At 74.5% G+C, this 23,204-nt stretch carries 18 protein-coding genes; 8 read left to right on the top strand and 10 right to left on the bottom strand.

Annotated features, from left to right (window positions below):
• Window positions 1-80 precede the first annotated feature (80 nt).
• Both LDL48_RS14160 and LDL48_RS14155 read left to right on the top strand, forming a co-directional pair.
• Window positions 81-980 (top strand): ABC transporter ATP-binding protein, encoded by a 900-nt coding sequence (locus tag LDL48_RS14160; RefSeq protein ID WP_225255555.1) that lies wholly within the window; start codon window positions 81-83, stop codon window positions 978-980.
• A complete protein-coding gene (locus LDL48_RS14155) occupies window positions 977-1,780 on the top strand; it encodes an ABC transporter permease (RefSeq protein WP_225255554.1) in 804 nt (267 codons plus the stop codon). Before LDL48_RS14160 ends, LDL48_RS14155 begins: the two co-directional genes overlap by 4 nt.
• A 96-nt stretch (window positions 1,781-1,876) precedes the next feature.
• Here LDL48_RS14155 and LDL48_RS14150 read toward each other — a convergent pair whose 3' ends face one another.
• Window positions 1,877-2,635: a cyclase family protein gene (locus tag LDL48_RS14150; protein ID WP_225255553.1), complete on the bottom strand. Its 759-nt coding sequence runs from the start codon at window positions 2,633-2,635 to the stop codon at window positions 1,877-1,879.
• Window positions 2,636-2,658: 23 nt separating this feature from the next.
• On the opposite strand from LDL48_RS14150, the gene LDL48_RS43470 reads away from it, so the two are divergent.
• Window positions 2,659-3,357 (top strand): MerR family transcriptional regulator, encoded by a 699-nt coding sequence (locus tag LDL48_RS43470; RefSeq protein WP_255628151.1) that lies wholly within the window; start codon window positions 2,659-2,661, stop codon window positions 3,355-3,357.
• Window positions 3,354-5,729 (top strand): VIT domain-containing protein, encoded by a 2,376-nt coding sequence (locus LDL48_RS14135; RefSeq protein ID WP_225255552.1) that lies wholly within the window; start codon window positions 3,354-3,356, stop codon window positions 5,727-5,729. The genes LDL48_RS43470 and LDL48_RS14135 overlap by 4 nt, the downstream gene beginning before the upstream one ends.
• A gap of 54 nt (window positions 5,730-5,783) precedes the next feature.
• Here LDL48_RS14135 and LDL48_RS14130 read toward each other — a convergent pair whose 3' ends face one another.
• Together LDL48_RS14130 and LDL48_RS14125 are read right to left on the bottom strand one after the other, a co-directional pair.
• On the bottom strand, window positions 5,784-6,464 hold the full coding sequence (locus tag LDL48_RS14130; RefSeq protein WP_225255551.1) for a hypothetical protein: 681 nt from the start codon (window positions 6,462-6,464) through the stop codon (window positions 5,784-5,786).
• An 86-nt stretch (window positions 6,465-6,550) separates the two neighbouring features.
• On the bottom strand, window positions 6,551-8,656 hold the full coding sequence (locus LDL48_RS14125; RefSeq protein WP_225255550.1) for a heavy metal translocating P-type ATPase: 2,106 nt from the start codon (window positions 8,654-8,656) through the stop codon (window positions 6,551-6,553).
• Window positions 8,657-8,778: 122 nt separating this feature from the next.
• On the opposite strand from LDL48_RS14125, the gene LDL48_RS14120 reads away from it, so the two are divergent.
• Together LDL48_RS14120 and LDL48_RS14115 are read left to right on the top strand one after the other, a co-directional pair.
• Window positions 8,779-9,759: an Acg family FMN-binding oxidoreductase gene (locus LDL48_RS14120; RefSeq protein WP_225255549.1), complete on the top strand. Its 981-nt coding sequence runs from the start codon at window positions 8,779-8,781 to the stop codon at window positions 9,757-9,759.
• A 177-nt stretch (window positions 9,760-9,936) separates the two neighbouring features.
• Window positions 9,937-10,470 (top strand): DoxX family protein, encoded by a 534-nt coding sequence (locus tag LDL48_RS14115; RefSeq protein ID WP_225255709.1) that lies wholly within the window; start codon window positions 9,937-9,939, stop codon window positions 10,468-10,470.
• Window positions 10,471-10,531: 61 nt separating this feature from the next.
• Here the strand turns inward: LDL48_RS14115 and LDL48_RS14110 are convergent, their stop codons facing one another.
• Window positions 10,532-12,892: a glycoside hydrolase family 65 protein gene (locus LDL48_RS14110; protein WP_225255548.1), complete on the bottom strand. Its 2,361-nt coding sequence runs from the start codon at window positions 12,890-12,892 to the stop codon at window positions 10,532-10,534.
• Window positions 12,893-13,002: 110 nt separating this feature from the next.
• Here LDL48_RS14110 and LDL48_RS14105 point away from each other — a divergent pair, with 110 nt between their 5' ends.
• Window positions 13,003-14,112 (top strand): globin domain-containing protein, encoded by a 1,110-nt coding sequence (locus tag LDL48_RS14105; protein WP_225255547.1) that lies wholly within the window; start codon window positions 13,003-13,005, stop codon window positions 14,110-14,112.
• A gap of 7 nt (window positions 14,113-14,119) precedes the next feature.
• Here LDL48_RS14105 and LDL48_RS14100 read toward each other — a convergent pair whose 3' ends face one another.
• On the bottom strand, window positions 14,120-15,982 hold the full coding sequence (locus LDL48_RS14100) for a diguanylate cyclase domain-containing protein (protein ID WP_225255546.1): 1,863 nt from the start codon (window positions 15,980-15,982) through the stop codon (window positions 14,120-14,122).
• Window positions 15,983-16,120: 138 nt separating this feature from the next.
• Window positions 16,121-17,326 carry a serine hydrolase domain-containing protein gene (locus LDL48_RS14095; protein ID WP_225255545.1) on the bottom strand — a complete coding sequence of 402 codons (1,206 nt, stop codon included), beginning with the start codon at window positions 17,324-17,326 and terminating at the stop codon, window positions 16,121-16,123.
• Between the two features lie 141 nt (window positions 17,327-17,467).
• On the opposite strand from LDL48_RS14095, the gene LDL48_RS14090 reads away from it, so the two are divergent.
• Window positions 17,468-18,349 (top strand): patatin-like phospholipase family protein, encoded by an 882-nt coding sequence (locus LDL48_RS14090; RefSeq protein WP_225255544.1) that lies wholly within the window; start codon window positions 17,468-17,470, stop codon window positions 18,347-18,349.
• A gap of 7 nt (window positions 18,350-18,356) precedes the next feature.
• On the opposite strand, the gene LDL48_RS14085 is transcribed toward LDL48_RS14090, so the two are convergent.
• From LDL48_RS14085 to LDL48_RS14070, 4 genes are all read right to left on the bottom strand, one after another.
• A complete protein-coding gene (locus tag LDL48_RS14085; protein WP_225255543.1) occupies window positions 18,357-19,610 on the bottom strand; it encodes a hypothetical protein in 1,254 nt (417 codons plus the stop codon).
• Window positions 19,611-19,618: 8 nt separating this feature from the next.
• Window positions 19,619-21,145, bottom strand: coding sequence for an alkaline phosphatase D family protein (locus tag LDL48_RS14080; RefSeq protein ID WP_225255542.1), 1,527 nt, complete (start codon window positions 21,143-21,145; stop codon window positions 19,619-19,621).
• Window positions 21,146-21,377: 232 nt separating this feature from the next.
• Window positions 21,378-22,412, bottom strand: a complete 1,035-nt coding sequence (locus LDL48_RS14075) for a hypothetical protein (protein WP_225255541.1) — start codon at window positions 22,410-22,412, stop codon at window positions 21,378-21,380.
• Window positions 22,413-22,526: 114 nt separating this feature from the next.
• A complete protein-coding gene (locus LDL48_RS14070) occupies window positions 22,527-23,198 on the bottom strand; it encodes a MarR family winged helix-turn-helix transcriptional regulator (protein ID WP_225255540.1) in 672 nt (223 codons plus the stop codon).
• Between the last annotated feature and the right edge of the window lie 6 nt (window positions 23,199-23,204).

The following is a 23,204-nucleotide window of genomic DNA, read 5'->3' as shown; positions in this document are numbered from 1 at the left end:
AACCGCCGCTAGCCGAAGGTTCGCGGGTTACGACCGGCGGCCGACGCGGGTGGCCGGGCGGCTGCCGCAGGCTGAGGCACATGATCACGGTCGAACATCTGAGCAAGAGGTACGGCGACCATCCGGCCGTCGACGACGTGTCGTTCACCTGCACGCCCGGCACGGTGACCGGCTTCCTCGGGCCCAACGGCGCCGGCAAGTCCACCACCATGCGGATGATCTGCGGGTTGACGCCGCCCTCCGCGGGCACCGCCACCGTCGACGGGGTGCCCTATCGGCGGCTCGGCAACCCGGGCCGCCGGGTCGGCGTGCTGCTGGACGCGTCCGCCCAGCACTCCGGGCGGACCGGCCGCGAGGTGCTGCACCTCGCGGCGCGCACCATGGGCGTGGACCGCAGCCGCGTCGAGGAGGGCCTGGAACGGGTCGGCCTCAACCAGACGGCGGCGAAGCGGCGGGTCGGGGCGTACTCGCTCGGCATGCGGCAGCGGCTCGGGCTGGCCCACGCGATGCTCGGCGACCCGGGCATCCTGATCCTCGACGAACCGGCGAACGGCCTGGACCCGGAGGGCATCTTCTGGATGCGCGGGCTGCTGCGTGACTTCGCCGACCGTGGCGGCACCGTGCTGCTCTCCTCGCACCTGCTGCGCGAGGTGGAGGCGGTCGCGGACCGGCTGGTGATGATCGGCGGCGGCAGGATCGTGGCCGAGGGTGACAAGGCGGAGCTGCTGGCCGCGTCCGGCATGGTGGTCCGGGCGGAGGACCCGGACGCCCTCGACGCCGCGCTCCAGCGGGTCGGCCTGACCGGCACCCGCCGGGCGGACGGGGGCGTCGTCGTGCAGGCCGACGCCGCCGCCATCGGCAAGGCCGCCGCGGCCGACCAGGTGGTCCTGCTGGAACTGCGCCCGGCCGACTCCGGCGGCCTGGAGCAGATGTTCCTGGAACTGACCGCCGGCGACAACGTGAAGGAGGCCGTCCGATGACCGCCGTCGACACCGCGCGACAGCCCGCCGGCCCGCAGCACGCGACCGCCCGGGCACCGCAGCGGTCCGCCGTGCCGCTGCACCGCCTGATCGTGGTGGAGCTGCGCAAGCTCGCCGACACCCGCGCCGGGCTGTGGCTGCTGATCGTCATCGCGCTGGCCGCGGCGGCCACCGTGGTGATCCTGCTGTTCGCGGCGGACGCGGAGCAGCAGACGTTCGTCGAATTCTTCACGTTCGCCCAGTTGCCGTCCGCCGTCCTGCTCCCGGTCCTGGGCATCCTCTCGGTGACCAGCGAATGGTCCCAGCGCACCGCGCTGACCACGTTCACGCTGGTGCCGGAGCGCGGCCGGGTGCTCACCGCCAAGCTGATCGCGGCGGTGCTGATCGCGGTCCTGGCGCTGGGGGCCAACGGCCTGTTCGCGGTGGTGGGCAACGCGATCGCGAGTGCCACCGGCGGCGACGGTTCGTGGACGCTGGGCGGCGACATGCTGGTGCAGGCGCTGGTGCTGCAGGTGGTGCTGGTCCTGATGGGGTACGGGTTCGGTGCGCTGCTGCTCAACTCGCCCGTGGCCATCGTGCTGTACTTCGCTCTGCCGACGGTGTGGTCGATCCTGGCCGGACTGGTCAAGACGCTGCGCACCGCGGCCGGCTGGCTGGACATCAACCAGACCACGACGCCGCTGTCCGAACCCGCGATGACCGGGGACGAATGGACGCGGCTCGGCGTCTCGGTCCTCGTCTGGGTGGTGGTGCCGCTGGTCGTGGGCTGGTTCCGGGTGTTGCGCCGAGAGGTGGCCTGACCGTCGTCCCCGCCGTCCCGGGGCAGGCGCCGAGCAGTCCGCCCGGCGCCCGGCCCCCGGTACGGCGGGGATCGTCCGTCCCCGCCGTCGCCGCGTTCAGCCGGCCGGCAGGACCCCGTAGATGGTGGCGGCGGAGCCGGAACCGGCCCGGTTGATGGTGCCGCCGCAGAGCACGTGTGCGCCGGTGGCGGGCAGCGCGGCGAGGTTGGCGAGCACCTCCAGGCTGATCCGGTGCCGGCGGTAGACGAGCCGCGAGACCGCGTACGACCGGTCGCGGCCGGGGTCCGGGCCGAACGTGTCGGTGCCGGTCCCGCCGGTGTACCCGATCCGGCCGGTGTCGACCAGCCAGCGCGCCGTCTCCAGCGCGAAGCCGGGCTGGTGCGGGACGCCGCCGGCGTCCAGGTTGGCGAACGCGGGGGTGCCCCAGCGGGCGTCCCATCCGGTCCAGATGATCACCATGGACTCCGCCGGGATCCGGCCGTGCCGCCGTTCCCACGCGGTCAGGTCGGCGACCGTGACCGCGTAGTCCGCGTCGGCCGCGCACTGCGCCCGGACGTCGATCTTCACGGCCGGCCGGAACAGGTCGTTGACGTCGAGGTCGTCGGCGAGCGGCTCGCCCGGGTTGAAGTGCCCCGGCGCTCCCCAGTGGGTGCCGGTGTGCTCCCCCTGGCGGACGTACCTCAGGTGGTATCCGTGCTCCTCGACGGTGGCCACGGTCTCCAGCTCGAACGGCGGGTCCCCCGGATAGAGCGTGGTCGTGGCCGGGTCGTTGACGTGCGACAGGTTGATCAGCGTGAGCCCGTCCATCCGCACCATCATGGCACCCCGCCGGGCGGCCTTCCTTGACACTGTCACCGTAACAGTGTCAGTATCGCGGCATGTGGACGCTGGATGAGCTGGTGGACCGGGTCGGCCGCGCGCTGGCCGCGGAGTATCCCGGCGCACCCAACGGCCGGGTCCGCGACCTGCCCGACCGGCGCGCGATCCGGTGGTACACCACCACCGGCCTGGTGGACCGGCCGCTCGGCATGCGCGGCCGGTCCGCGCTGTACGGGCCGCGGCACCTGCTGCAACTGGTCGCTCTGAAACGGCGGCAGGCGGCCGGGCGCACGCTTGCCGAGATCCAGGCCGAACTGGCCGGCGCGAGCGACGCGGCGCTGATCGAGGTCGCCCGGGTGCCCGGCGACCTGCTGGCGGCCGGTGGCCCGGAGCCGGAGACCGCGGCGGCCCGGACCCGCTTCTGGACCGCCTCCGCCCCGGCCGCCGCGGCTCCGGCCGCAGCCCAGGCAGACGCCACCCCGGCCCCCACCGCCACCACCCCGGCCGCCGCCGCTGCTCCCGCCGCTGCCGCTCCGGCCGCCGCCGGGTCGCCGGGCGGTGGCGGGTCCGATGCGGGCCGGGCCGGGCCGCCGGCCGGGCCGCTCGGTGGCGTCGCCCTCGGGGGCGGGGCGATCCTGGTGTTCCCCGGGGTGCCCACCGCCGCCGACCGGGCCGCCCTCGCCGAAGCCGCCCGCCCCCTGATCGCCCTGCTCGCCGACCGTGGACTGCTGAACCCCGATGATGGGAGCCCGTCATGACCCTCTCCGTTACCCCCATGGGCCCGGGAGAGCTCGGCCGCATCCGGATCCTGCCGGACGGCGGCTTCGGCGCCCTGCACACCGACCGGGGCAACCTGCCGCTCGACCGGCTCGACGTGCGGGCGCACATCACCGGCCTGGTGGCGCGCACCGTGGTGACCGCCGAGTTCGTCAACGTGCACGACACCGCGCTGGAGGCCACGTACATCTTCCCGCTGCCGGACCGGGCCGCGGTGGTCGGCATGACGATGACCGCGGACGGCCGCACGGTCTCCGCCGACCTGCGGGAGCGCGGGGCGGCGCGGGAGACGTACGACCGGGCGATCGAGGCCGGGCAGCGCGCGTCCATCGCGGAGGAGGAACGCCCGGACGTCTTCACCATCCGGGTCGGCAACCTCGTCGCCGGCGAGCGGGTGGCCGTGGAGCTGCGCCTGGTGGGCCCGCTGCCCTACGAGGACGACGCCGCCACGTACCGGTTCCCGCTGGTGGTCGCGCCGCGCTACGTACCCGGCACCCCGCTGCCCGGGCCGGCGGTGGGCGAGGGGCGCGCCCCCGACACCGACCTGACGCCGGACGCCTCGCGGATCACTCCCCCGGTGCTGCTGCCCGGCTTCCCGAACCCGCTGCGGCTCTCCGTCGAGGTCGACGTCGACCCGGCCGGGCTGACGCTCGACGGCGTACGGTCCAGCCTGCACACGGTGACCACCGAGGGCGGCCACCTGGCGATCGCCCCGGGCGAGAAGGCGGACCGGGACTTCATTCTGCGGCTGGCGTACGCGGCGGCCTCCGAGACGGCGATCGCGGTGCCGGACCCGGACGCCCCGGAGACCGGGACGTACCAGCTGACGGTCGTGCCGCCGGCCGGCGCCGCGGCGGCCCGGCCGAAGGACGTGGTGCTGCTGCTGGACCGCTCCGGCAGCATGGGCGGCTGGAAGATGGTCGCGGCCCGGCGCGCCGCCGCCCGCATCGTCGACACGCTCACCGCGGCCGACCGGTTCGCCGTGCGGACCTTCGACCACCAGGTCGAGCGGCCCGACGACCTGGATGGCGGGCTGGTCGAGGCGAGCGACCGGAACCGTTTCCGGGCCGTCGAGCACCTGTCCCGGGCCACCGCGCGGGGCGGCACCGACCTGCTCGCACCGCTGCACGACGGGCTGACGCTGCTCGCCGACTCCACCCGCGACCGGGTGCTGGTGCTGGTCACCGACGGACAGGTGGGCAACGAGGACCACATCCTGCGGGACGTCACGCCGCTGGCCGGCACCACCCGGGTGCACACCATCGGCATCGACCGCGCGGTCAACGCCGGGTTCCTGGCCCGGCTGGCCGCGCTCGGCGCCGGCCGCACCGAGCTGGTGGAGAGCGAGGACCGGCTGGACGAGGCGATGGAGCGGATCCACCGGCGGATCGGCGCGCCGGTGGTCACCGACCTGACGGTCAGCGCCGACGGGTTCACGCCGGCCGACGACGAGCGCAGCCCGGCCCGGCTGCCGGGGCTCTACCCCGGCGTGCCGCTGGTGGTGTCCGGCCGCTACACCGGCGCCCCGGCCGGCACCCTCACGGTGACCGGGCGGACCCGCGACGACCAGCCGTTCCGCACCACGGTGGCGGTGCGGCAACGGGCCGAGCCGGCGGTCACGGCACAGTGGGCACGGGCCCGGCTGCGCGATCTGGAGGACCGGTACGCGGCCGGTGACACCGGCCTGGAGAAGACCATCGTGGACACGTCGCTGCGGTTCGGGGTGCTGTGCCGGTTCACCGCCTACGTGGCGGTGGACACCCGGGTGGTCCACGAGGGCGGCACGCCCCGGCGGGTCACCCAGCCGGTCGAGTTGCCGTCCGGATGGCAGCCGCCGGCCGACGCCGCGCCCGCGTTCCGGCTCGCCGCGTCGGCGGCGCCGATGCCCCCGCCGGCCGCTGCGGCACCGGCCGGGATGCCGCCGACCCGGCCTTCGTTCGCGCCGGTCCGGGCACAGGCCGGGTCCGGGGTGGGTGCGGCGAAGACGTTCGCCGCGGTGCCCTCGTCGGCGTCGCTGATGCGCGGCGGCGGCGGTGGCGGGACGGCCGGTGCGGCACCGTCGCCGGCGGACGTGCGTGCGCTCGCCGGAGTGGAGGCGCGGCGGCTGGCCGAGGCCGAGGACCGTCCGGCGTACGAACGGCGCGACCTGCTCGACGACCTGCTGGCCCGCCTCGCCGTGCTGGTGGGCGGCCTGGCCGACGCGGCATACGAACCGCTGCGGGCGCTGGTGGCGTACCTCGGCGGCGACGACGACCTGGCGGCCCGGTGGAGCCGGGCCCGCGAGGTGCTCACCGCGTTCGCCGACGGCACCGGTCCGGCGACCGGTGACCGCCGGGCGTTCTGGAAGCGCTGACCGACCCGGCCCGCCGCGCGGTGCGGCGGGCCGGGTGTCATCGGGCGACCGTGGTCAGAGCGTGACCAGCGGGTTGATCGTGCCGCAGGCGGCCGGCGCGGTCGCCTCCATCGGCAGGGACGGGTCCAGGTCGCTCTTCAGCGACCCGTCGTAGGCACCGCTGCGGTTGCTGTCCACACCGTGCACCACCAGCACCGCGTTGCGCTTACGGATCTTGGACGCCACCTCCGCGCTCACGGTGAGCTGCCGCTCGTAGACGACCGCGCCCTTGGGGGCGGTCGGGAACCGGTCGATCGCCAGCGCGCTCTTCGGGCTGGTGTCGCCGGAGGTGGTCAGCGACGTGACCACGCCGCCGTAGAACGGATGCCCCTCGGTCACGCTCACCACGCCGTCCCGGTTGCTGTCGGCGCGCCCGGTCGGGCACTTGCCCTTCGCCCCGGCGTGGAAGTGCATCGCGTGCGGGGCGCGGCGCAACAGGCCGGTGACCACCAGCCGGACGTCGACCTTGGTGCCCCGCACCTGCACCGTCGCGATGCCGTGGGCGCGGGACTTGTTCAGGCTGCCGAGCTGCGCGAACGCGATGGTGGTGCGATTGTCGACGGCCACCTGGACGCCGGTCGTGCCGTGCCCGCCGTGCCCGCCGTGGTCGTCGTGTGCCTGCGCCGGTGCGGCGAGGCCGGCGGTGAGCGCCGCCACGCCGAAGACCGTCGCGCCGATCCTGCTCCGTACGTTCATGTCGAACCCCCGAATGCTGGGCTTCCGCGGAAGCCACTAAAAGGACAATTCAGTAGAGATTCGGGGGACGACGATCGGCGGATGGGTCAGATTCGCGGCTTTTTTCCGCTCGGGTGACGCTCCCCGGTCAGCCGGACCCGCCGCAACAGCTGGGCGTTGAGCGCTACCACGATGGTCGAGGCCGACATGAGGACCGCACCCACCGCCGGGCTCAGCGACACCCCGGCCCCGGCCAGCACGCCCGCCGCCAGCGGAATGGTCACCACGTTGTAGCCGGCCGCCCAGGCCAGGTTCTGCACCATCTTGCGGTACGTGGCCCGGGACAGCCGGATCACCGCCGGCACCCCGCGCGGGTCGGACGACGCGAGCACCACGCCCGCCGACTCGATCGCCACGTCGGTGCCGGCGCCGATGGCCAGGCCGACGTCCGCGCGGGCCAGGGCCGGCGCGTCGTTCACCCCGTCGCCGACCATCGCCACGGTCAGCCCGCGGGCCTGCAGGCCGGCCACCGCCCGGTCCTTGTCGGCCGGCAGCACCTCGGCGAACACCTCGTCCAGACCCAGATCGGCGGCGACCGCCTCGGCGACCGGGCGGGCATCGCCGGTGATCAGGACCAGGGTGCCCACCCCCTGCCGGCGCAGCTCGTCGACCGCCGCCCGCGCCTCCGGCCGGATCTCGTCCTCCAGACCGAACGCGCCGAGCACCGCGGGCGCCCCCGGGCCGGAGACCCGCACCAGGTGCAGGACCGCGGCGCCGCGCCGGGACCAGTCCACCGCCGGGCCGGCCAGGGCGTCCGGCACGACGGCGCCGAGCTCCCGCAGCAGCGCCGGGCCGCCCACCGCGTACCCGGTGCCGTCGACCGTGGCGCGCACCCCGCGCCCGGTCAGCGACCGGAAGCCGGTGGCCGTGGCGCGCAGCCCCCGCCGGTGGGCGAGGCCGGCGAGCGCCCGGGCCAGCGGATGCTCGCTGTCCGCCTCGACCGCCCCGGCCAGCCGCAGCACCTCGTCCTCGGTGGCGCCACCGGCCGCCGCCACGGCGGTGACGGTGTGCCGGCCCCGGGTGAGCGTGCCGGTCTTGTCGAACAGCACGGCGTCGACGGTGCGCATCCGTTCCAGCGCGAGCCGGTCCTTGACCAGGATGCCGGCCCGGGCCGACACCGCGGTGGACAGCGCGATCACCAGCGGAATGGCCAGGCCGAGCGCGTGCGGGCAGGCGATGACCAGAACCGTGACGGTACGGACGACGGCCTGCTCCGGTTCGCCGAGTGCCGTCCAGGCCGCGACGGTGACCACGGCGGCCGCCACCGCGACGTAGAACAGCCAGGCGGCGAAGCGGTCCGCGAGCGCCTGGGCCCGCCCGCCGGACGCCTGCGCCTGAGCGACCAGCCGGCCGATCCCGGCCAGTGCGGTGTCCGCACCGATCGCGTCGACCCGCACCCGGACCGCCGAGTCGGTGGCCACGGTGCCGGCCACGACCCGGTCCCCCACCCCGCGCGGCACCGGCCGGGACTCGCCGGTGATCATCGACTCGTCGAGTTCCGCGGCGCCGTCCACGATCCGCCCGTCGGCCGGCACCCGGGAGCCGGACCGCACCAGCACGGTGTCGCCGACGGCCAGCGCACCCACCGGCACCCGCTCCAGCACCCCGCCGCCGCTGTCGCCGGCACCGTCGCCGACCAGCCGCTCGGCGTCGTCCGGCAGCAGCGCGGCCAGCGCGGTCAGCGCGCCCTGGGCCTGGCCGATCGCCTTCATCTCCTGCCAGTGGCCGAGCAGCATGATGGTGACCAGGGCCGACAGTTCCCACCAGAAGTCCAGGTCGAACAGGCCCAGGCTGGTGGCGAGCGAGGCGGCGTACGCGACCGTGACGGCCATCGAGATCAGCAGCATCATGCCCGGCGCGCGGTCGCGGATCTCCCGGACCGCTCCGGCGAGGAAGGGCCGGCCACCGTGGACGAAGACCACGGTGCCGAGCACCGGCCCGACCCAGTCGGCGCCCGGGACGTCGAGGGTGTAGCCGAACCAGTCCATCACCATGTGGCTGGTCAGCACGATCGGCACGGTGAGCGCCAGGCTCAGCCAGAACTTCCGCCGGAACACCTCCGGATCGTGCCCGGCGTGCTGGTCGTGACCGGCCCGCCCGTCGTGTTCTCCGTGGTGCGTCGGGCCCGCGTGGCTGTCGTCGCCGTGTCGCATCCTCGCCACCTCCGCCCGGAAACTTATACCCCCCGGGGGTACATGGCAAGCGTCCCTGCTCGCGCCGGCCCGTCGTTGATGACAGGGTGAAGCGGTACCACCCACGTCAGTCGGAGGCACACATGAGCGGCGAGACGGCGGCCCACGCGGCGCCGAAGCAGGCACTGATGCAGGCGGCCGACGCGGCCCGGCACGCCCCGTCGATCCACAACACCCAGCCGTGGCGCTGGGTGGTGCGGGCCGACACGCTCGAACTGCACGCCGCCACCCGACGGCAGCTGCGCACCGGCGACCCGGAGGGCCGGATGATGCTGCTGAGCTGCGGCACCGCGCTGCACCACGCCCGGGTGGCGCTGGCCGCCGACGGCTGGACCCACCGGGTGGACCGGCCGGCCGGCGAGCCGCTCGCGGTGATCCGGGCCGAGGCACACGGCGCGACCGACCTGGCCGCCGTGCGGCTGGTCCAGATGATGCGGGTACGCCGGACCGACCGCCGCACCGTCACCGAGGAACCGCTCACCGACGACGCCGTGCAGCCGCTGATCGCCGCGGCCGGCACCGCCGGCATCCGCACCCACGTGCTGAACTCCGACCAGGTGATCGAGCTGGCGGTGCTGGTAGAACAGGCGCAGAAGGCCCAGGCCGGCGACGACGACCTGCGGTCCGAGACCGCGGACTGGGTCGGCGGCGACCGGCCCGCGGGCACCGGCATCCCGGGCAGCGCGATTCCGGCCGAACCGCCGCAGACCACGGTCGCCGAGCGGGAGTTCCCCGCCCCGGGCACGCTCCGGGCGGGCGCCGGGCACGACACCGCGGCGACGTACGCGGTGCTGTACGGCGCCGGCGACGAACCGGGCGACTGGCTGCGGGCCGGCGAGGCACTCAGCGCGCTGTGGCTGACCGCCGCCGGGAACACGGTCACGGTGCTGCCGATCAGCAGCCCGGTGGAGGTCCCGTTCACCCGCCAGGCGCTCCGCCACATGCTCGGCGACCTCGGCTTCCCGTACCTGGTGGTGCGCCTCGGCCACGGCGACCCGGAGCACGCCGGCCCGGCGCCGACGCCCCGGCTGGACGCCGGGCAGGTGGTCGAGGTTGAGGACTGACGGTCCCGGCGCCCGGGGGCCGAAGGTCCCGTCAGGACCGGTACGCCGGCACTGATCACCGGGAGGCGCGGCGGATGAAATAGAGGTGCCACGACGACACGAGAGGACGTGGACACCATGACCGCCACCCAGTTCCCCACCTCCGACAGCCACATCACCACCGAGCGCGACGGCAGCATGGTGACCATCGGCGCGGCCGGAGCGACCGTCACCGAGACCACCCGGAGCAAGGCCACCCGCTATACCCTCGCGGCGCTGCGCCTCTCGCTCGGCTGGGTGTTCCTCTGGGCCTTCATCGACAAGCTGTTCGGGCTCGGCTTCGCCACCCCGGAGAAGAACGCCTGGATCAACGGCGGCAGCCCCACCAAGGGCTTCCTCGGCAACGCCGTCGCCGGACCCTTCGCCGACTTCTACCGCAGCTTCGCCGGCGCCACCTGGGCCGACTGGCTGTTCATGACCGGCCTCGCCGCGATCGGCACCGCCCTGATCCTCGGCATCGGCGTGCGCGTCGCCGCGGTCGCCGGATCGGTCCTGCTGGTCGCCATGTGGACCGCGGTGCTGCCGCCCGAGAACAACCCGTTCATGGACGACCACCTCATCTACGCCGGTGTCCTGATCGTCCTCGCCCTCACCACCGCCGGCAACACCCTCGGCCTGGGCCGGTTCTGGGCCCGGCTCCCCCTGGTGCAGCGACTGCCCTGGCTCCAGTGACCGGGTCGCGCCGACCGGGCGGCACCCATCGGGTGCCGCCCACCGGCATGCCGGCGCCGGGTCAGGGGTCGACGCCGTGCCGGTGCGGGGCGGAGCCGGGAGGCTGCTCCGGAACGCCGAGCAGTGGCTTGATCGGCACGACGGGCCGCTCCACCGGCTCCGCCACGGTCACCTCGACCCGCTCGTCGTAGAGCAGGACGGTCAGCCGCCCGCCCGGGTCGCCGTGCAGCGTGATCCGGGCGGTGCGGTGGTCGGCGTCGACGATCAGCCGCAGACCGTGGTGCCGCAGCCGGAACCGCAACCGGTCGATGCCCTCCGGCAGCCGCGGCGCCAGGGCCAGCACGTCGGCGCGTTCACGCAGGCCGCCGAAGCCCTCGACGAGGGTGGACCAGGCCCCGGCCAGCGACGCCATGTGCAGCCCGTCGCGGGTGTTGGCGTGCAGGTCGCGCAGGTCGACCAGGGCGGCCTCCCAGGCGTAGTCGTGGGCCAGCTCGAGGTGGCCGACCTGGGCACACATGACCGACTGGGTGCACGCCGACAGCGACGAGTCACGCACCGTGATGCGTTCGTAGTAGTCGACGTTGCGGGCGGTCTGCTCGGCGGTGAACGGTTCCGGGCACCAGTGCATGGCCAGCGCCAGGTCGGCCTGCTTGACCACCTGCCGGCGGTAGAGCTGGAAGTACGGCGCGTGCAGCATCAGCGGCCGCTGGTCGCGGGTGGCCTCGAAGTCCCAGGCGGCGTACCGGGTGAAGCCCTCCGACTGGGCGTGCACACCGAGGCGCTCGTCGTACGGCACGTGCACCGCGTCCGCGGCGGCCAGCCAGGCGCGGATCTCGTCCGGCCGGACCCCGAGGCGTTCCGCGGCGCCGGGCTGGCGGTCGCAGGCGCCGGCGGCGGCCCGCAGATTCCCGGCGGCCATCAGGTTGGTGAAGACGTTGTCGTCGGCGACCGCGCTGTACTCGTCGGGCCCGGTCACGCCGTCGACGTGCCAGACGCCCGCGGCGTCGTGGTGCCCGTACGACGTCCACAGCCGGGCCGTCTCCACCAGGATCTCCAGGCCGCAGTCGCGTTCCACCGAGAGGTCGCCGGTGACCTGCCGGTAGCGTTCCACCGCGCGGGCGATCACCGCGTTCAGGTGCAGCGCCGCGGTGCCGGCCGGCCAGTAGGCGGAGCACTCCTCGCCGTGGATGGTCCGCCACGGGAACGCGGCGCCGGACAGGCCGAGCGTACGGGCCCGCTGCCGGGCCAGGTCCAGGATCGACCGGCGCCAGCGCAGGGCGTCCGCGGCGGCGCCGGGCAGGACGTACGTGAGCAGCGGCAGCACGAAACCCTCGGTGTCCCAGAACGCGTGCCCGTCGTACCCCGGTCCGGTCAGGCCCTTGGCCGGGATGGCCCGCCGTTCCGCGCGGGCGCCCGCCTGCAGCACGTGGAACAGGCCGAACCGGACCGCCTGCTGCAGCACCGCGTCGCCGTCGATCTCCACGTCCGCGGCGTCCCAGAAGTCGTCGAGGTAGGCCCGCTGCTCGCGGCACAGGCCGTCCCAGCCGGCGTACCGGGCGCCGGTGAGCGCCGCCGCGGCCTGGTCCCGGACCGCCTGCGGGGAGCGGCTGGACGTCCAGCTGTAGCCGAGGAACTTGACCAGGCGCAGCCGTTCGCCGGGGCGCAGCACGGTCACCACGGTGGTCCGGGCCCAGTCCGGGCGCACGTCGGTCTCCTCGTCGAAGTCGGCCGGCGCCTCGACCACGTGGTCCATCCCGGCGGCCATCAGCAGCCCGCTGGACCGGGTCCGGTGCAGCAGCACCGCGCCGTGCTGTTCCTGGTCCTGCTCCACCGCCTGCAACGGCCGGTCCAGCGCGGCGGCGACCCGGGGGTCGGCCGACGTCCCGGGCTGCGCCTCGTTCGCCACCAGCGCGGACTGCACGGTGATCCGTACCTCGTGGTCGACCGCCTCGACCTCGTACGCCACCGCGGCGACCGACCGCTGGGTGAAGGAGACCAGCCGGGTGCTGCGGATCCGCACCCGGCGGCCGGCCGGCGAGACCCAGTCGACGCTGCGCCGGAGTACGCCGGCGCGCAGGTCCAGAACCCGCTCGTGGGCCAGCAGCCGCCCGTGCGTGACGTGGAACTGCTCGTCGTCGACGACCAGCCGGATCAGCTTGCCGTTGGTGACGTTGACCACGGTCTGTCCCTGCTCGGGATAGCCGTACCCGCCCTCCGGATAGGGCAGCGGGCGTTCCTCGTAGAACGAGTTCAGGTAGGTGCCCGGGATGACGTGCGGCTCGCCCTCGTCGAGGTTGCCGCGCACCCCGACGTGGCCGTTGGCGAGCGCGAACACCGACTCGGTCTGGGCCAGCAGGTCGACGTCGAACGACGCCTCGCGCACCTGCCAGGGCTCCACCGGGAACACGGCCTTGCCGATCATGAGCGGTCTCCCCCCACCGGACCCGGGCGGCCCGGCCTCCATCCTTGCCGACGACGCCGGATCGCACAGCGCGTGCGCCGCGTCCGGCCGGGCTCGATGACGCTGATCCCATGGGCGATCTGGCGACGGTCCTGCGGGAGAGCTGGGGGCTGGTGGACGACCGCCGGGACCGGGTGGCCGAGCGGTTCTACGCCCGGCTGTTCCTCGACGATCCGCAGCTGCGGGACCTGTTCCCGGTACACATGGACGTCCAGCGGGAACGGCTGGTGGGCGCGATCGTGGCCGCGGTGCGGACGTTCGGCGACCGGGAGCGGGTGGACGCGTACCTGCGGGCGCTGGGCCGGGACCACCGCAAGTACCACGTCCGGCCGGAGCACTTCGGCCGGGTGAAGACGGCCCTGCTGGAGGCGATCCGGCACCACGCCGGCGAGGACTGGACCGGGGTGCACGAACAGGCCTGGAACGACGTGTACGACTTCATCGCGGACCGGATGACGGCGGGCGCGGCGGACGACACGGACCCGCCGTACTGGCACGCCGAGGTGCTGAGTCACGAGCGGCGCGGCCCGGACGTCGCGGTGTTCACCTGCCGCCCGTTGCAGCCGTTGCGGTTCCGGGCCGGGCAGTACCTGAGCGTCGAGTGCGGGTACCGGCCGCGGCTGTGGCGCACGTACTCGGTGGCGAACGCGCCCCGGCCGGCGGGCACGCTGGACTTCCACGTCCGGGACACCGGCGGCTGGGTGTCCAGTGCGCTGGTCCGGCTCCTGCGGCCGGGCGACATGCTGCGGCTGGCCGCGCCGATGGGGTCGATGACGCTGGACCCGCACTCGCGCCGGGACGTCGTGTTCGTCACCGGCGGCACCGGACTCGCCCCGGTGAAGGCGATGCTGGACGAGCTGACCCGGTACAACCGGACCCGGTGGGTGCACCTGTTCCGGGGCGAGCGCCGCGGCGACGGCTTCTACGACCGGGCGCACCTGGACGGGATCGCCGCGCGGTACCCGTACCTCTCGATCGTCCGCGCGGCCAGCGACGACCCGGACTTCCCCGGGGAGCACGGCCCGATCAGCGAGGTGGTCGGCCGGCACGGCCCATGGCGCGACCACGACTTCTACGTGGCCGGGCCGGCGCCGATGGTGCAGGCCACGCTGCACCGGCTGGCCGAGATGGGGGTGCCCGCGACCCGGGTGCGGTACGACGCGTTCACCGGCGCGGAGTGAGTCCCGGTCAGCGGCGGCGGACCGAGGACTTCACCCGGTACATCGCGGCGTCCGCCTCGCGCAGCAGGTGGTCGGGGTCGGAGGCGCCGGCGGACGACGACGCGATGCCGATGCTCACCCCCACCTCGACCTCGCGGCCGTCGATCAGGAACGGCTCGACCAGAGCGGCCTGGATGGTCTTGCAGACCCGCAGCGGCCCCTCCGGCACCTTGACGCCGTCGAGCAGCACCACGAATTCGTCGCCGCCGAGCCGGGCCACCGTGTCCGACTCGCGCAGCAGCCCGGTCAAGCGGCCGGCCACCTCCACCAGCAACTGGTCGCCCGCGGCGTGGCCGAGGGAGTCGTTGACCGCCTTGAACCCGTCGAGGTCGAGCAGCAGCACGGCGAACCGGTGATCGGGCTGCCGCGCGGCGCGCAGGCCGGCCTGCCGCAGCCGGTCGGCCAGCAGGACCCGGTTCGGGAGGCCGGTGAGGTGGTCGTGCAGGGCGGCGTTGCGCAGCCCCTCCTCCTTCTCCCGCAGGGCCTGCACCATGGCGTCGTGGTCCAGCGCGGCGGCCAGCAGGGCACCGGAGTGGTTCATCATCTCGCGGCCCGGTGGCGTACTCGCCTGGATCCGGCCGACCGCGGCCAGCACGCCCCAGTCCCGGGCCGCGCTCTTCACCGGCACCACGAACACGATGTCGCCGGCCGAGCCGTCGGCCAGTTCGGACAGACCGGGCGGCGGGAACTCGCTGACCGGCACGGACATTCCGATGGCCTCCGGCGGTTCGCCACCGGTGCGGAACTCGCCCACGATGTCCAGCACCGGGTCCGGGTCGGCGGGGTCGGCGTCCGGCGGCCACAGCCCCAGGCAGCCGCCCACCGCCGGAGTGCTGCCCAGCCAGGCCAGCGCCCGGGGCTCCCGCTCGTGCGATCCGAGCAGCTCGATGCTCAGCTCGTACTGGATGTTCAGCGTCGTCTGCAGGTACTGCACGTCGGAGAAGAGGGCGCGGGTCTGCGCCTCGGACACCGGCAGAGCCCCGCCCGGGCAGCCGCACGAGTCGCGCTGCATGAAGAGGGCCGGCACGTGCTGGGTCCGCTGCGCCATGCCCGGATCCTCGGCCAGCGCGCGGACCAGCGCGTGGGCGGCCGCGCCGACCTGGTCCAGCGGCTGGCGGACGGTGGACAGGCTGGGGTGGTGGTACATCCCGTCGGCGATGTCGTCGAAGCCGACCACGGCGAGTTCCCGGGGCAGCTCGAAGCCGGCCGCGCCGAGCCGCCGGATCAGGCCGATGGCGTTGCGGTCCGTGCCGAGTACCACCGCCGTGGCCGGCATGCCGGCCCGGATCAGGGCGTCGGCGACCACCTCGCCGCCGCTCTCGTGGTTGTCCGCCAGGTCGAAGAGCAGGTCGGGCCGGGGCGTGATGCCGTGCGCGAACAGGCCCTCCCGATAGCCCTCGTGCCGCTCCCGCAGATCGAAGTGGGTGAGGTTGCCGCCGAACGCGATCTGCCGGTGGCCGTGCGCGACCAGGTGCGCCACCGCCTCGCGGACCCCGGCCCGGTTGTCCACCAGCACCGACGAGCAGTCCCCGCCGACCACCTCGTGCCCGACCAGCACCACCGGCTTGCCGGCCCGGCGCGCCGCGCGGGCGTAGTCGCCGTGCACGGCGCCGGGCAGCAGGATCAGTCCGGCCACCCGGGACCACGACACCGGCCGGCGGAAGTCGGGCAGACCGCTGATGTCCGCGCTGTACGAACCCGGGTCGAGCGTCTGCAACGCCATGACGGCGTCACCTCGCACCGTCGCGGCGGCGTTGACCCCGGCGACGATGGCGCCGTAGTAGTCACCGCCGACGAACGGCGAGAGGATCGCAAACGTACGATCCGTCATACGCGCGTCACTCCCTGCGCCCCCGTTTCACCGGCGGTCGTACCGGTTCACCCCGAGCATAGGCAATTCGGTGCCCGGTTCCCCGCGGTCTGCGGATATCCGGCCTGATCGAGAGGATTTTCCGGCGTTGCCCGCTGCTCACATGGTAGTCGTCCGGGCCGGCGCGTTCCGGCCGGCGAGGTGATCGGCGATCCGGCGCAGTGCGGTGACGGTCTCGGTGTCGCGTGCCTCGTCGTCCTGGGTGGGCCAGGCACTGCACTTGACGATCACCACGTCGGCGGCCGGATCGACAAACAGGTACTGCCCGTGCACCCCGACCCCGGTGAAGGCACCGTCGCCCAGCGTCCACCACTGGTTCGCGTACCCGTAGTGCGGGTATCCGCTCGGCCCGAGCGCACCGACCCGCAGCTGCGGCAGGTCGCTGCCGCGGCTGCGCCGGACCCAGTCGCGCGGTACCACCTGGCGGTCCGCGACCACCCCGTCCCGGGCCATCAGCAGGCCGAGCCGGGCCAGGTCCCGGGCGGTCGCGTTGAACGAACCGGCGCCCAGCGCGGTGCGCGGCCGGGCCCGGGTCAGCCAGTAGTACGCGTCGTGGTCCGCGCCGATCCGGCTCCACAGGCGCTCGGCGGCGTACCGGGCCAGGGTCTTACCGGTCGCCGCCTCGATCACCCAGCCGAGGATCTGGGCGTCGAAGGTGGAGTAGTTGAAGCGTTCCCCGGCCGGCGCGGTGCGCGGCGCGGCGCGGACCACGGCGGCGACGTCCCCGCCGCCCAGGACGGCCCGCTCGAACCGCTTGATGCCGCTGTCCGGTGTGTCCCACACCTCGAGGTCGCCCACGCCGCTGGTCATGTCGAGCAGTTCGGCGAGCGTGGTGTCGTGGTACGCGGTGCCCCGGAAGTCCGGCCGGTAGTCGGTCACCCGGTCCCCGACGTCGCCGATCGCGCCCTCGGCCAGGGCGATGCCGAACAGCATCGAGGTCACCGACTTGGAGACCGAGAACAACTGCATCCGGGACCGCGGCCCGGCGCAGGCGCCCGGGTACGACTCGTGCACCACCGCCCCGCGGTGCAGCACCACGAACGCGGTGGTGAAGGTGCGCCGGTGCAGGTCGGCCACGGTGTACTCGCGGCCGTCCACCCGGTACGTCAGGTCCAGCGCCCGCGGGTCGGCCGGCAACGGCCGGTACCCGCCGCCCCGGGCCACCCGCTCGGCCGGCATCAGCCAGTTCATGTGCGTGAACGTCCACTCGTTGAACGGCCGCCGCATGATCAGGTCACCCTGCCGCTCCCACCAGGACGGCGGCTTGGCGGTGCCGGTCGTGCGCTGCTCCAGCATGCTCGTCATGTCGGTCCCCACTGTCGTCGGCGCTGCCGCTGTTTACGCGGTGCTTTCGAGAGTTCACAGCGGGTCAGCGGTTTCGGTTCACCGCGACCGTGCCACCGGGTCGGCTTGTGGCCGGGGACCGCGCCGACGGAGGCTGTCCGGATGGAACCGACATCGCAGCCGGACACCGGCCCGCACCGGGCCGCGCCACCGCCCGCCGCACCGATCCGGATCGGCCTGGCACTGGGCGGCGGCGCCGTCCGGGGCGCCGCGCACATCGGCGTGCTGGACGTCTTCCACCGGGCCGGCATCGTGCCCGCGGTGGTCACCGGCTCCAGCGCCGGGGCCCTGGTCGGCGCGCTCTACGCGGCCGGGATGAGTACCACCGACATCACCGCGCTGGCGGCGTCGCTGCACTGGAAGAAGCTGGTCCGCCCGGCGATGAGCCGGCGCGCGCTGTTCGACACCGCCCGGCTGGCCCGGTTCCTGGACGACGCGCTGGACGCCCGGAGGTTCGACGCGCTGAACCTGGCGTTCGCCGCGATCGCCTGCGACCTGACCACCGGGCGCCGGGTCGTGCTCCGGGACGGGCCGGTGTCCACCGCCGTGCTGGCCAGCTCCGCGATCCCGGGAGTGTTCCCGCCGGTCGACCGGGACGGGATGGTGCTGGTGGACGGCGGCCTGGCGGACATGGTGCCGGCCGGGCTGGCGCGCGAACTGGGCGCCGACATCGTGGTGGCGGTGGACGTTTCCGGCCCGCTGCCGCGGCGGCGTCCCCGGACCCTGCTGCAGATCCTGGTGGCCACCGGCACGTTGCAGCCCGGCGGCATCGACCGGCTGGAACGCGACGCGGACCTGGTGCTGTCGCCCGAGGTGGACGCGTACGCGTTCTGGGAGCTGTCCCGGATCGCCGAGTTCATCCAGGCCGGCCGGGAGGCCGCGGAACGGGCCCTGCCGCTGGTGCGGGCCCTGGTCACCGTGGCGGAGGCCCGGCGGGAGTTCCAGCTCACCGCCGGGCCGGCCGCGATCGGCCCGGTCCGCTGACCGGTCCTCAGACCAGCAGCGCGGGGTCGGTCAGGGCGGTACCGGTGGCCGCGTCGTTGGTGGCGCCCACACCGAGCACCACCTGGTCCATCAGGTTGCCGTCGGCGTCGTCGGTGTAGCCGACCGCGATCTCGCCCCACGGCGACACCGCGACCACCAGCTCGTCCTGGCGGCCGGCGGCGTTGCGGGCGGTCAGCTGCGCGGGCAGCCGCCCGGTGCCACTGCCGTCCGGGTTCAGGCCGCGGACCCACCCGTCCGCCCCGGCGACGGTCCAGCCGACCACCGCCTCGCCCTGGTCGTCCAGGCCGGCCGACGGCTGCCGCGCCCCGGCGCCGGTGGAGACCGGCACCTCGGCGTGCCGGGCCGTACCGGCGGCGGTGAACGACCGGGCCCACACCCCGGCGCCGCCGGGGTGGCCGGACTCCCAGGCCAGCACGGCGTCCCCGGCGACGTTGACCGCGACGGCCGGGCGTCCCTGCGTACCGCCGGCGATGGCGTTGCCGGTCCGGCGGCTCAGCGTCACCGCGCCGTTCGCGCGGGCCAGCCGGGTGAGGCCGATGTCGTCGGAACCGTCGCCGCCGGCGTCCTCCTCCCAGACCACGGTGGCGTCACCGGCGGCCGAGACACCGACGTCGGGACGCTGATGCGCGCCGGTCGTCTGGCTCGCCGTCACCTCGTACACCTTGCGGGTGGCACCGGTCCACCCGGCGGCCCTGACCCGCAGCGCGGTGCCCTGGACGTCTTCCCAGACCACCGTGAAGGCGACCGCGGCGGCGTCGCCCGGGGTGCCGTCGGGGTCGACCGCGACCCGGGGCCGGATCTGGTTGCCCGCGCTGTCCGCGTTCGCCCGCCCGGAGGCGAGCACGGCGCCGGTCGGCGACACCACCCGGTACGGCACGTTGAAGACGCCGTTGCCGTCCGGGTCGTCGGCCCACACCACCACCGCGTTGCCCCGGTCGTCCAGTCCGACGTCCGGGGTGACGTGCCGCCACTTCGCGCCGCCGGTGCCGCCCGCGGACAGCTTCCGCTCGTGCACCGGCGCGCCGTTGCGGAACAGCCGCAGATAGATCTCCGAATGGGTGTCGTCGCCCGGTGCGGTGCCGTCCCGGTCGTCCTGCCACACCACGGCGACGTGCCCGGTGCGGTTGGCGGCGACGGCGGGACCGTCCTGGTCGCCGGTGGCGACGCTGTTCGCGGTGACCCAGGTGACCGGGGTCGCGGCCAGGGCGACCGCGGTGATCATCGACGTTCCGGCTGACATGGTCGCTCCTAGCTGGTCTGGACGCCGGGGCGGCCGTCGAGGATGACGAACGACGCGGCCGTGGAGACCGCCGCGCCGTGCTCCCGGACGTACGGCACGACCCGGAAGTCGGCGCGTACCTGGGTCCGGCTGAACGTGGTGAGCGTGTAACCGCGCCGCTCCGAGTAGAACCGCGAGTGCGGGTTGGTGGCCCGGTTCGGGACCGTGGTGGTCGCCGACCCGTCGCCGCCGGAGGCGATCGAGGTGCAGACCAGTTCGGTGCCGACGGTGGCGGAGTTCGGGTTGGCGTAGTCGGCCTTGAGATCGTTCGCCCAGCCCTGGTGCACGTCACCGGTCAGCACCAGCGGATTGCGCACCCCGCGGTCGCGCCACCCCTGCTGGATCCGGGACCGGGCCGCGCGGTAGCCGTCCCAGGCGTCCATGTTGGCCGCCCCGGCGCTGTTCAGCTGGCGGGCGAAGAACACCTGCTGGCCCAGCACGTCCCAGGTGGCGGCGCGCTGCGCCAGCCCGTCCAGCAGCCACGCCTCCTGCGCCGCGCCGGTCAGGGTGCGGTTGGCGGCGTCCGCGGCGGCACAGACCTGCCAGCCGTCGCCGCAGGCCTGGTCGTCGCGGAACTGCCGGGTGTCGAGCATGTGGAACGTGGCGAGCTGTCCCCAGCGGACCCGCCGGTACAGGCCGAGACGGCCGCCGGACGGTGCGGCGGCCGGGCGCAGCGGCATGTGCTCGTAGTAGGCGCGGTAGGCGGCGGTGCGGCGGGCGGTCCACTGGGCGGCGGTCAGCGACGGGCTGTTGCCGGACCGCAGCGTGCCGGCGTAGTTGTTCTCCACCTCGTGGTCGTCCGGCACCACCAGCCAGGGCGCCACCGCGTGCGCCGCCTGCAGGTCCGGATCCGCCTTGTACTGCGCGTGCCGGCGCCGGTAGTCGGCCAGCGAGACGGTCTCGCCGCCGGCGTGCTCGCGGACCGACCCGGCGGTGGCCGCGTCCTCGTAGAGGTAGTCGCCGAGGTGCAGGACCAGATCCGGGCGGTCCTCGGCCATCCGCCGGTACGCGGTGAAGTAGCCGGACTCGTAGTGTGCGCAGGAGGCGAACGCCATCCGCAGGTCCCGGCCGGCGGCGCCGGAGACCGGGGCGGTACGGGTCCGGCCCACCGCGGACAGGTGCCCCTGCGCCCGGAAACGGTAGTAGTACTCGGCGTCCGGGTTCAGCCCGCCGGCCACCACGTGCACCGTGTGGGCGTCGGCGTACCGGGCGGTCGCGGTGCCGGAAGCGACCAGCGTGCCGAACCGGTCCGACGTGGACACCTGCCAATCCACGGCGACGTCGGCGTTCGGCATGCCGCCCAGACCGTCGGCGTTGAGCGGGAAGGGCGCCAGCCGGGTCCACAGCACCACACTGTCGGCGGCCGGTTCGCCCGAGGCGACACCGAGTTTGAACGGATAGGGCGCCGCGGCCGCGGCGCGGGTCGACGGGAGGACCACGGCTCCGGCGGTGACCATCCCGCCGAGTACGAACGTGCGTCGATTGAGCCTCGTCATGGTGGCTCAGCCTGGGCGGCGCGTGTGAATGGCGGACCGGGCGTTTCCGGCGCCGCGGTGACCGGCGACTCAACACATCGACTCCGGTCGCTTAACCTCGCGCCGATGGAATCGGAACGCCGGATGACCGGGACCGGGACGGGCGTCGGCGGTCCCGGCACCACCTGCGACGCGAGGCGGACCGGCCCGGGAGGTTAACGGCGGGCCGCGCCGGGGCACGCCGCCGCCGGGGTCAGGCGACCAGCGCCGGGCGGCGCAGCAGCCGGCGTACCGGCGGGAGCCAGCGGACCAGTGCCGCGGTCTCCCGGTTCGAGCCGTACGCCAGCAGGGTCAGGAAGACGCCGTAGACGGGCAGGTGACCGAGCAGCTCCGTGCCGCCGAACAGCAGCAGCGTGGCGTTGAACGGGATGCCCGCCACGAGCACCGCGACCTGGGGCAGCGCACCGGAGATGACCAGCAGGCCGAAGAGCAGCTCGGTGGCGCCGGCGACCGCGACGAAGTGGTCGGCCGGCAGGTCGATGCCGACCAGGGCGAACACGTCGAGCTGCGGGAACAGCCGGACCGTCTCGCGGGCCAGCGCCGGGTTGGCCAGCTTCTCCGCGAACGCCAGGGTGATCAGCGCGCCGCCGGCGCCGAGCCGCAGCGCGAGCAGCGCCCGCCGCAGCACCGCGGGGTCCGGCTCGACCCGCCCGAACGGGGCGTCCGACGGCGGTACGAAGGCCAGGAAGACCGCCACGCCCAGCAGGTCCATCGCGGACAGCAGGCCGACCGGGCCGGTGACCAGCAACGCCAGCGGACCGGCCAGGGCCAGCGCGACGGCCGCCGGGCGCAGCCGGACGCCGGTGATGAACCAGACGCCCAGGGCGCCTTCGAGCAGCAGCACGGCGCCGCCGCCGGCCAGGTGCTCGACGTCGAGGTCGTGGGTGAGGAAGTGCCCGGAGACGGCCGCGGCCAGCAACGACACGCCGAGGTGGAGGGCGAGCAGGCGGGGTACGTACGGCACCAGGCGGCCGGCGAAGCTCAGGGCGGGCAGTTCCGGGGTGGGCAGCAGCCGCACCGCGACGTACCGCCAGACCACCGCCGCCACCACCACGGCGAGCACCAGCGCCAGGGTGACCGGCCGGGCCAGGAACGTCCAGTCGGCGGCGTAGCCGGCCGGGTCCGGCACGAACCACTTCTCGTGGGCCAAGGCCGGGGTCGCGGTTGCCAGCAGCGCCACCGCCGCCGCACCGAGCACCGCCGCGCCGCGCATCATCCTGGTACGCATGGTTCACCTTCTCCGTCGTCGTGTCCGTGTCCTTCATACGGACCGATCGGGCGGGGAAGAAGGCTTGTCGTGATCTTCAGGACCTTGGTCCCGGGTGATCAGGACCTGTGCGGATCAGTCGGCGGGTTCGGTGGCACCGGCCTTCGGCTCGTCGGTCTGCTCGGGGCCCGGGCGCACGTCCTCGCCGGCCGGGAGCTCGGGCGACTCGGCCTCGTCCGGTTCCGGGGTCTCGGCGGTGGGTTGATCGGTCATGGCTGTCCGGTTACCCGCGCGGCCGGCGTCCACACGTGCGCCGGCGCGTACCTCGTGGTGGTGGGCCGTGAGCGCGTCCGTCATGCCCTGCAGGAAGCGGTGCACGGTGTCGAGTTCGGCGTCGGTGAACCGGTCCATCACGGCGTCGCCGCGTGCGCCCAGCGGGCCGAAGAACTCGTGCGCGAGCGCCCGGCCGGGTTCGCCGTACCGCAGGTGCACGACGCGCCGGTCGGCGCTCTCCCGGGTGCGGCGCAGGTGCCCGGAACGTTCCAGGCGGTCGACGGCGGCCGTGGTGGCGCCGGAGGACAGGCCGATGGCGGCGCCGAGCCGTCCGGGCGTGAGCGGGTCGCCGCGGCCCTCGGCGTGCAGTACCGCGATGAGCGCCTGCAGGTCGGTGGGGTGCAGGCCGTGCCGCTGGGCGAACGCGTGCCCCACCTGCTGGGCCTCCACGCTGTAGGTCCGCAGCAGGTCGACGAGCCGCCTGCGGATCCGCTGCCGTTCCGAGTCCTGCGCCGGATACACCGCCACCGTCACCGTCAC

The sequence above is a fragment of the Jidongwangia harbinensis genome, assembly GCF_020216025.1.
Classification (GTDB): domain Bacteria; phylum Actinomycetota; class Actinomycetes; order Mycobacteriales; family Micromonosporaceae; genus Actinoplanes; species Actinoplanes harbinensis.
This window is presented reverse-complemented; position numbering and strand designations above follow the sequence as displayed.

What these genes read in the sequence shown, in the direction of transcription:
- LDL48_RS14135 (WP_225255552.1), top strand. Translation starts at nt 3,354, where the DNA reads ATGACCCTCTCCGTTACCCCCATGGGCCCGGGAGAGCTCGGCCGCATC.
- LDL48_RS14110 (WP_225255548.1), bottom strand. Translation starts at nt 12,892, where the DNA reads ATGATCGGCAAGGCCGTGTTCCCGGTGGAGCCCTGGCAGGTGCGCGAG.
- LDL48_RS14075 (WP_225255541.1), bottom strand. Translation starts at nt 22,412, where the DNA reads ATGCGTACCAGGATGATGCGCGGCGCGGCGGTGCTCGGTGCGGCGGCG.
- LDL48_RS14160 (WP_225255555.1), top strand. Translation starts at nt 81, where the DNA reads ATGATCACGGTCGAACATCTGAGCAAGAGGTACGGCGACCATCCGGCC.
- LDL48_RS14115 (WP_225255709.1), top strand. Translation starts at nt 9,937, where the DNA reads ATGGTGACCATCGGCGCGGCCGGAGCGACCGTCACCGAGACCACCCGG.
- LDL48_RS14085 (WP_225255543.1), bottom strand. Translation starts at nt 19,610, where the DNA reads ATGTCAGCCGGAACGTCGATGATCACCGCGGTCGCCCTGGCCGCGACC.
- LDL48_RS14125 (WP_225255550.1), bottom strand. Translation starts at nt 8,656, where the DNA reads ATGCGACACGGCGACGACAGCCACGCGGGCCCGACGCACCACGGAGAA.
- LDL48_RS14120 (WP_225255549.1), top strand. Translation starts at nt 8,779, where the DNA reads ATGAGCGGCGAGACGGCGGCCCACGCGGCGCCGAAGCAGGCACTGATG.
- LDL48_RS14090 (WP_225255544.1), top strand. Translation starts at nt 17,468, where the DNA reads ATGGAACCGACATCGCAGCCGGACACCGGCCCGCACCGGGCCGCGCCA.
- LDL48_RS14130 (WP_225255551.1), bottom strand. Translation starts at nt 6,464, where the DNA reads ATGAACGTACGGAGCAGGATCGGCGCGACGGTCTTCGGCGTGGCGGCG.
- LDL48_RS14100 (WP_225255546.1), bottom strand. Translation starts at nt 15,982, where the DNA reads ATGACGGATCGTACGTTTGCGATCCTCTCGCCGTTCGTCGGCGGTGAC.
- LDL48_RS14105 (WP_225255547.1), top strand. Translation starts at nt 13,003, where the DNA reads ATGGGCGATCTGGCGACGGTCCTGCGGGAGAGCTGGGGGCTGGTGGAC.
- LDL48_RS43470 (WP_255628151.1), top strand. Translation starts at nt 2,659, where the DNA reads ATGTGGACGCTGGATGAGCTGGTGGACCGGGTCGGCCGCGCGCTGGCC.
- LDL48_RS14080 (WP_225255542.1), bottom strand. Translation starts at nt 21,145, where the DNA reads ATGACGAGGCTCAATCGACGCACGTTCGTACTCGGCGGGATGGTCACC.
- LDL48_RS14095 (WP_225255545.1), bottom strand. Translation starts at nt 17,326, where the DNA reads ATGACGAGCATGCTGGAGCAGCGCACGACCGGCACCGCCAAGCCGCCG.
- LDL48_RS14155 (WP_225255554.1), top strand. Translation starts at nt 977, where the DNA reads ATGACCGCCGTCGACACCGCGCGACAGCCCGCCGGCCCGCAGCACGCG.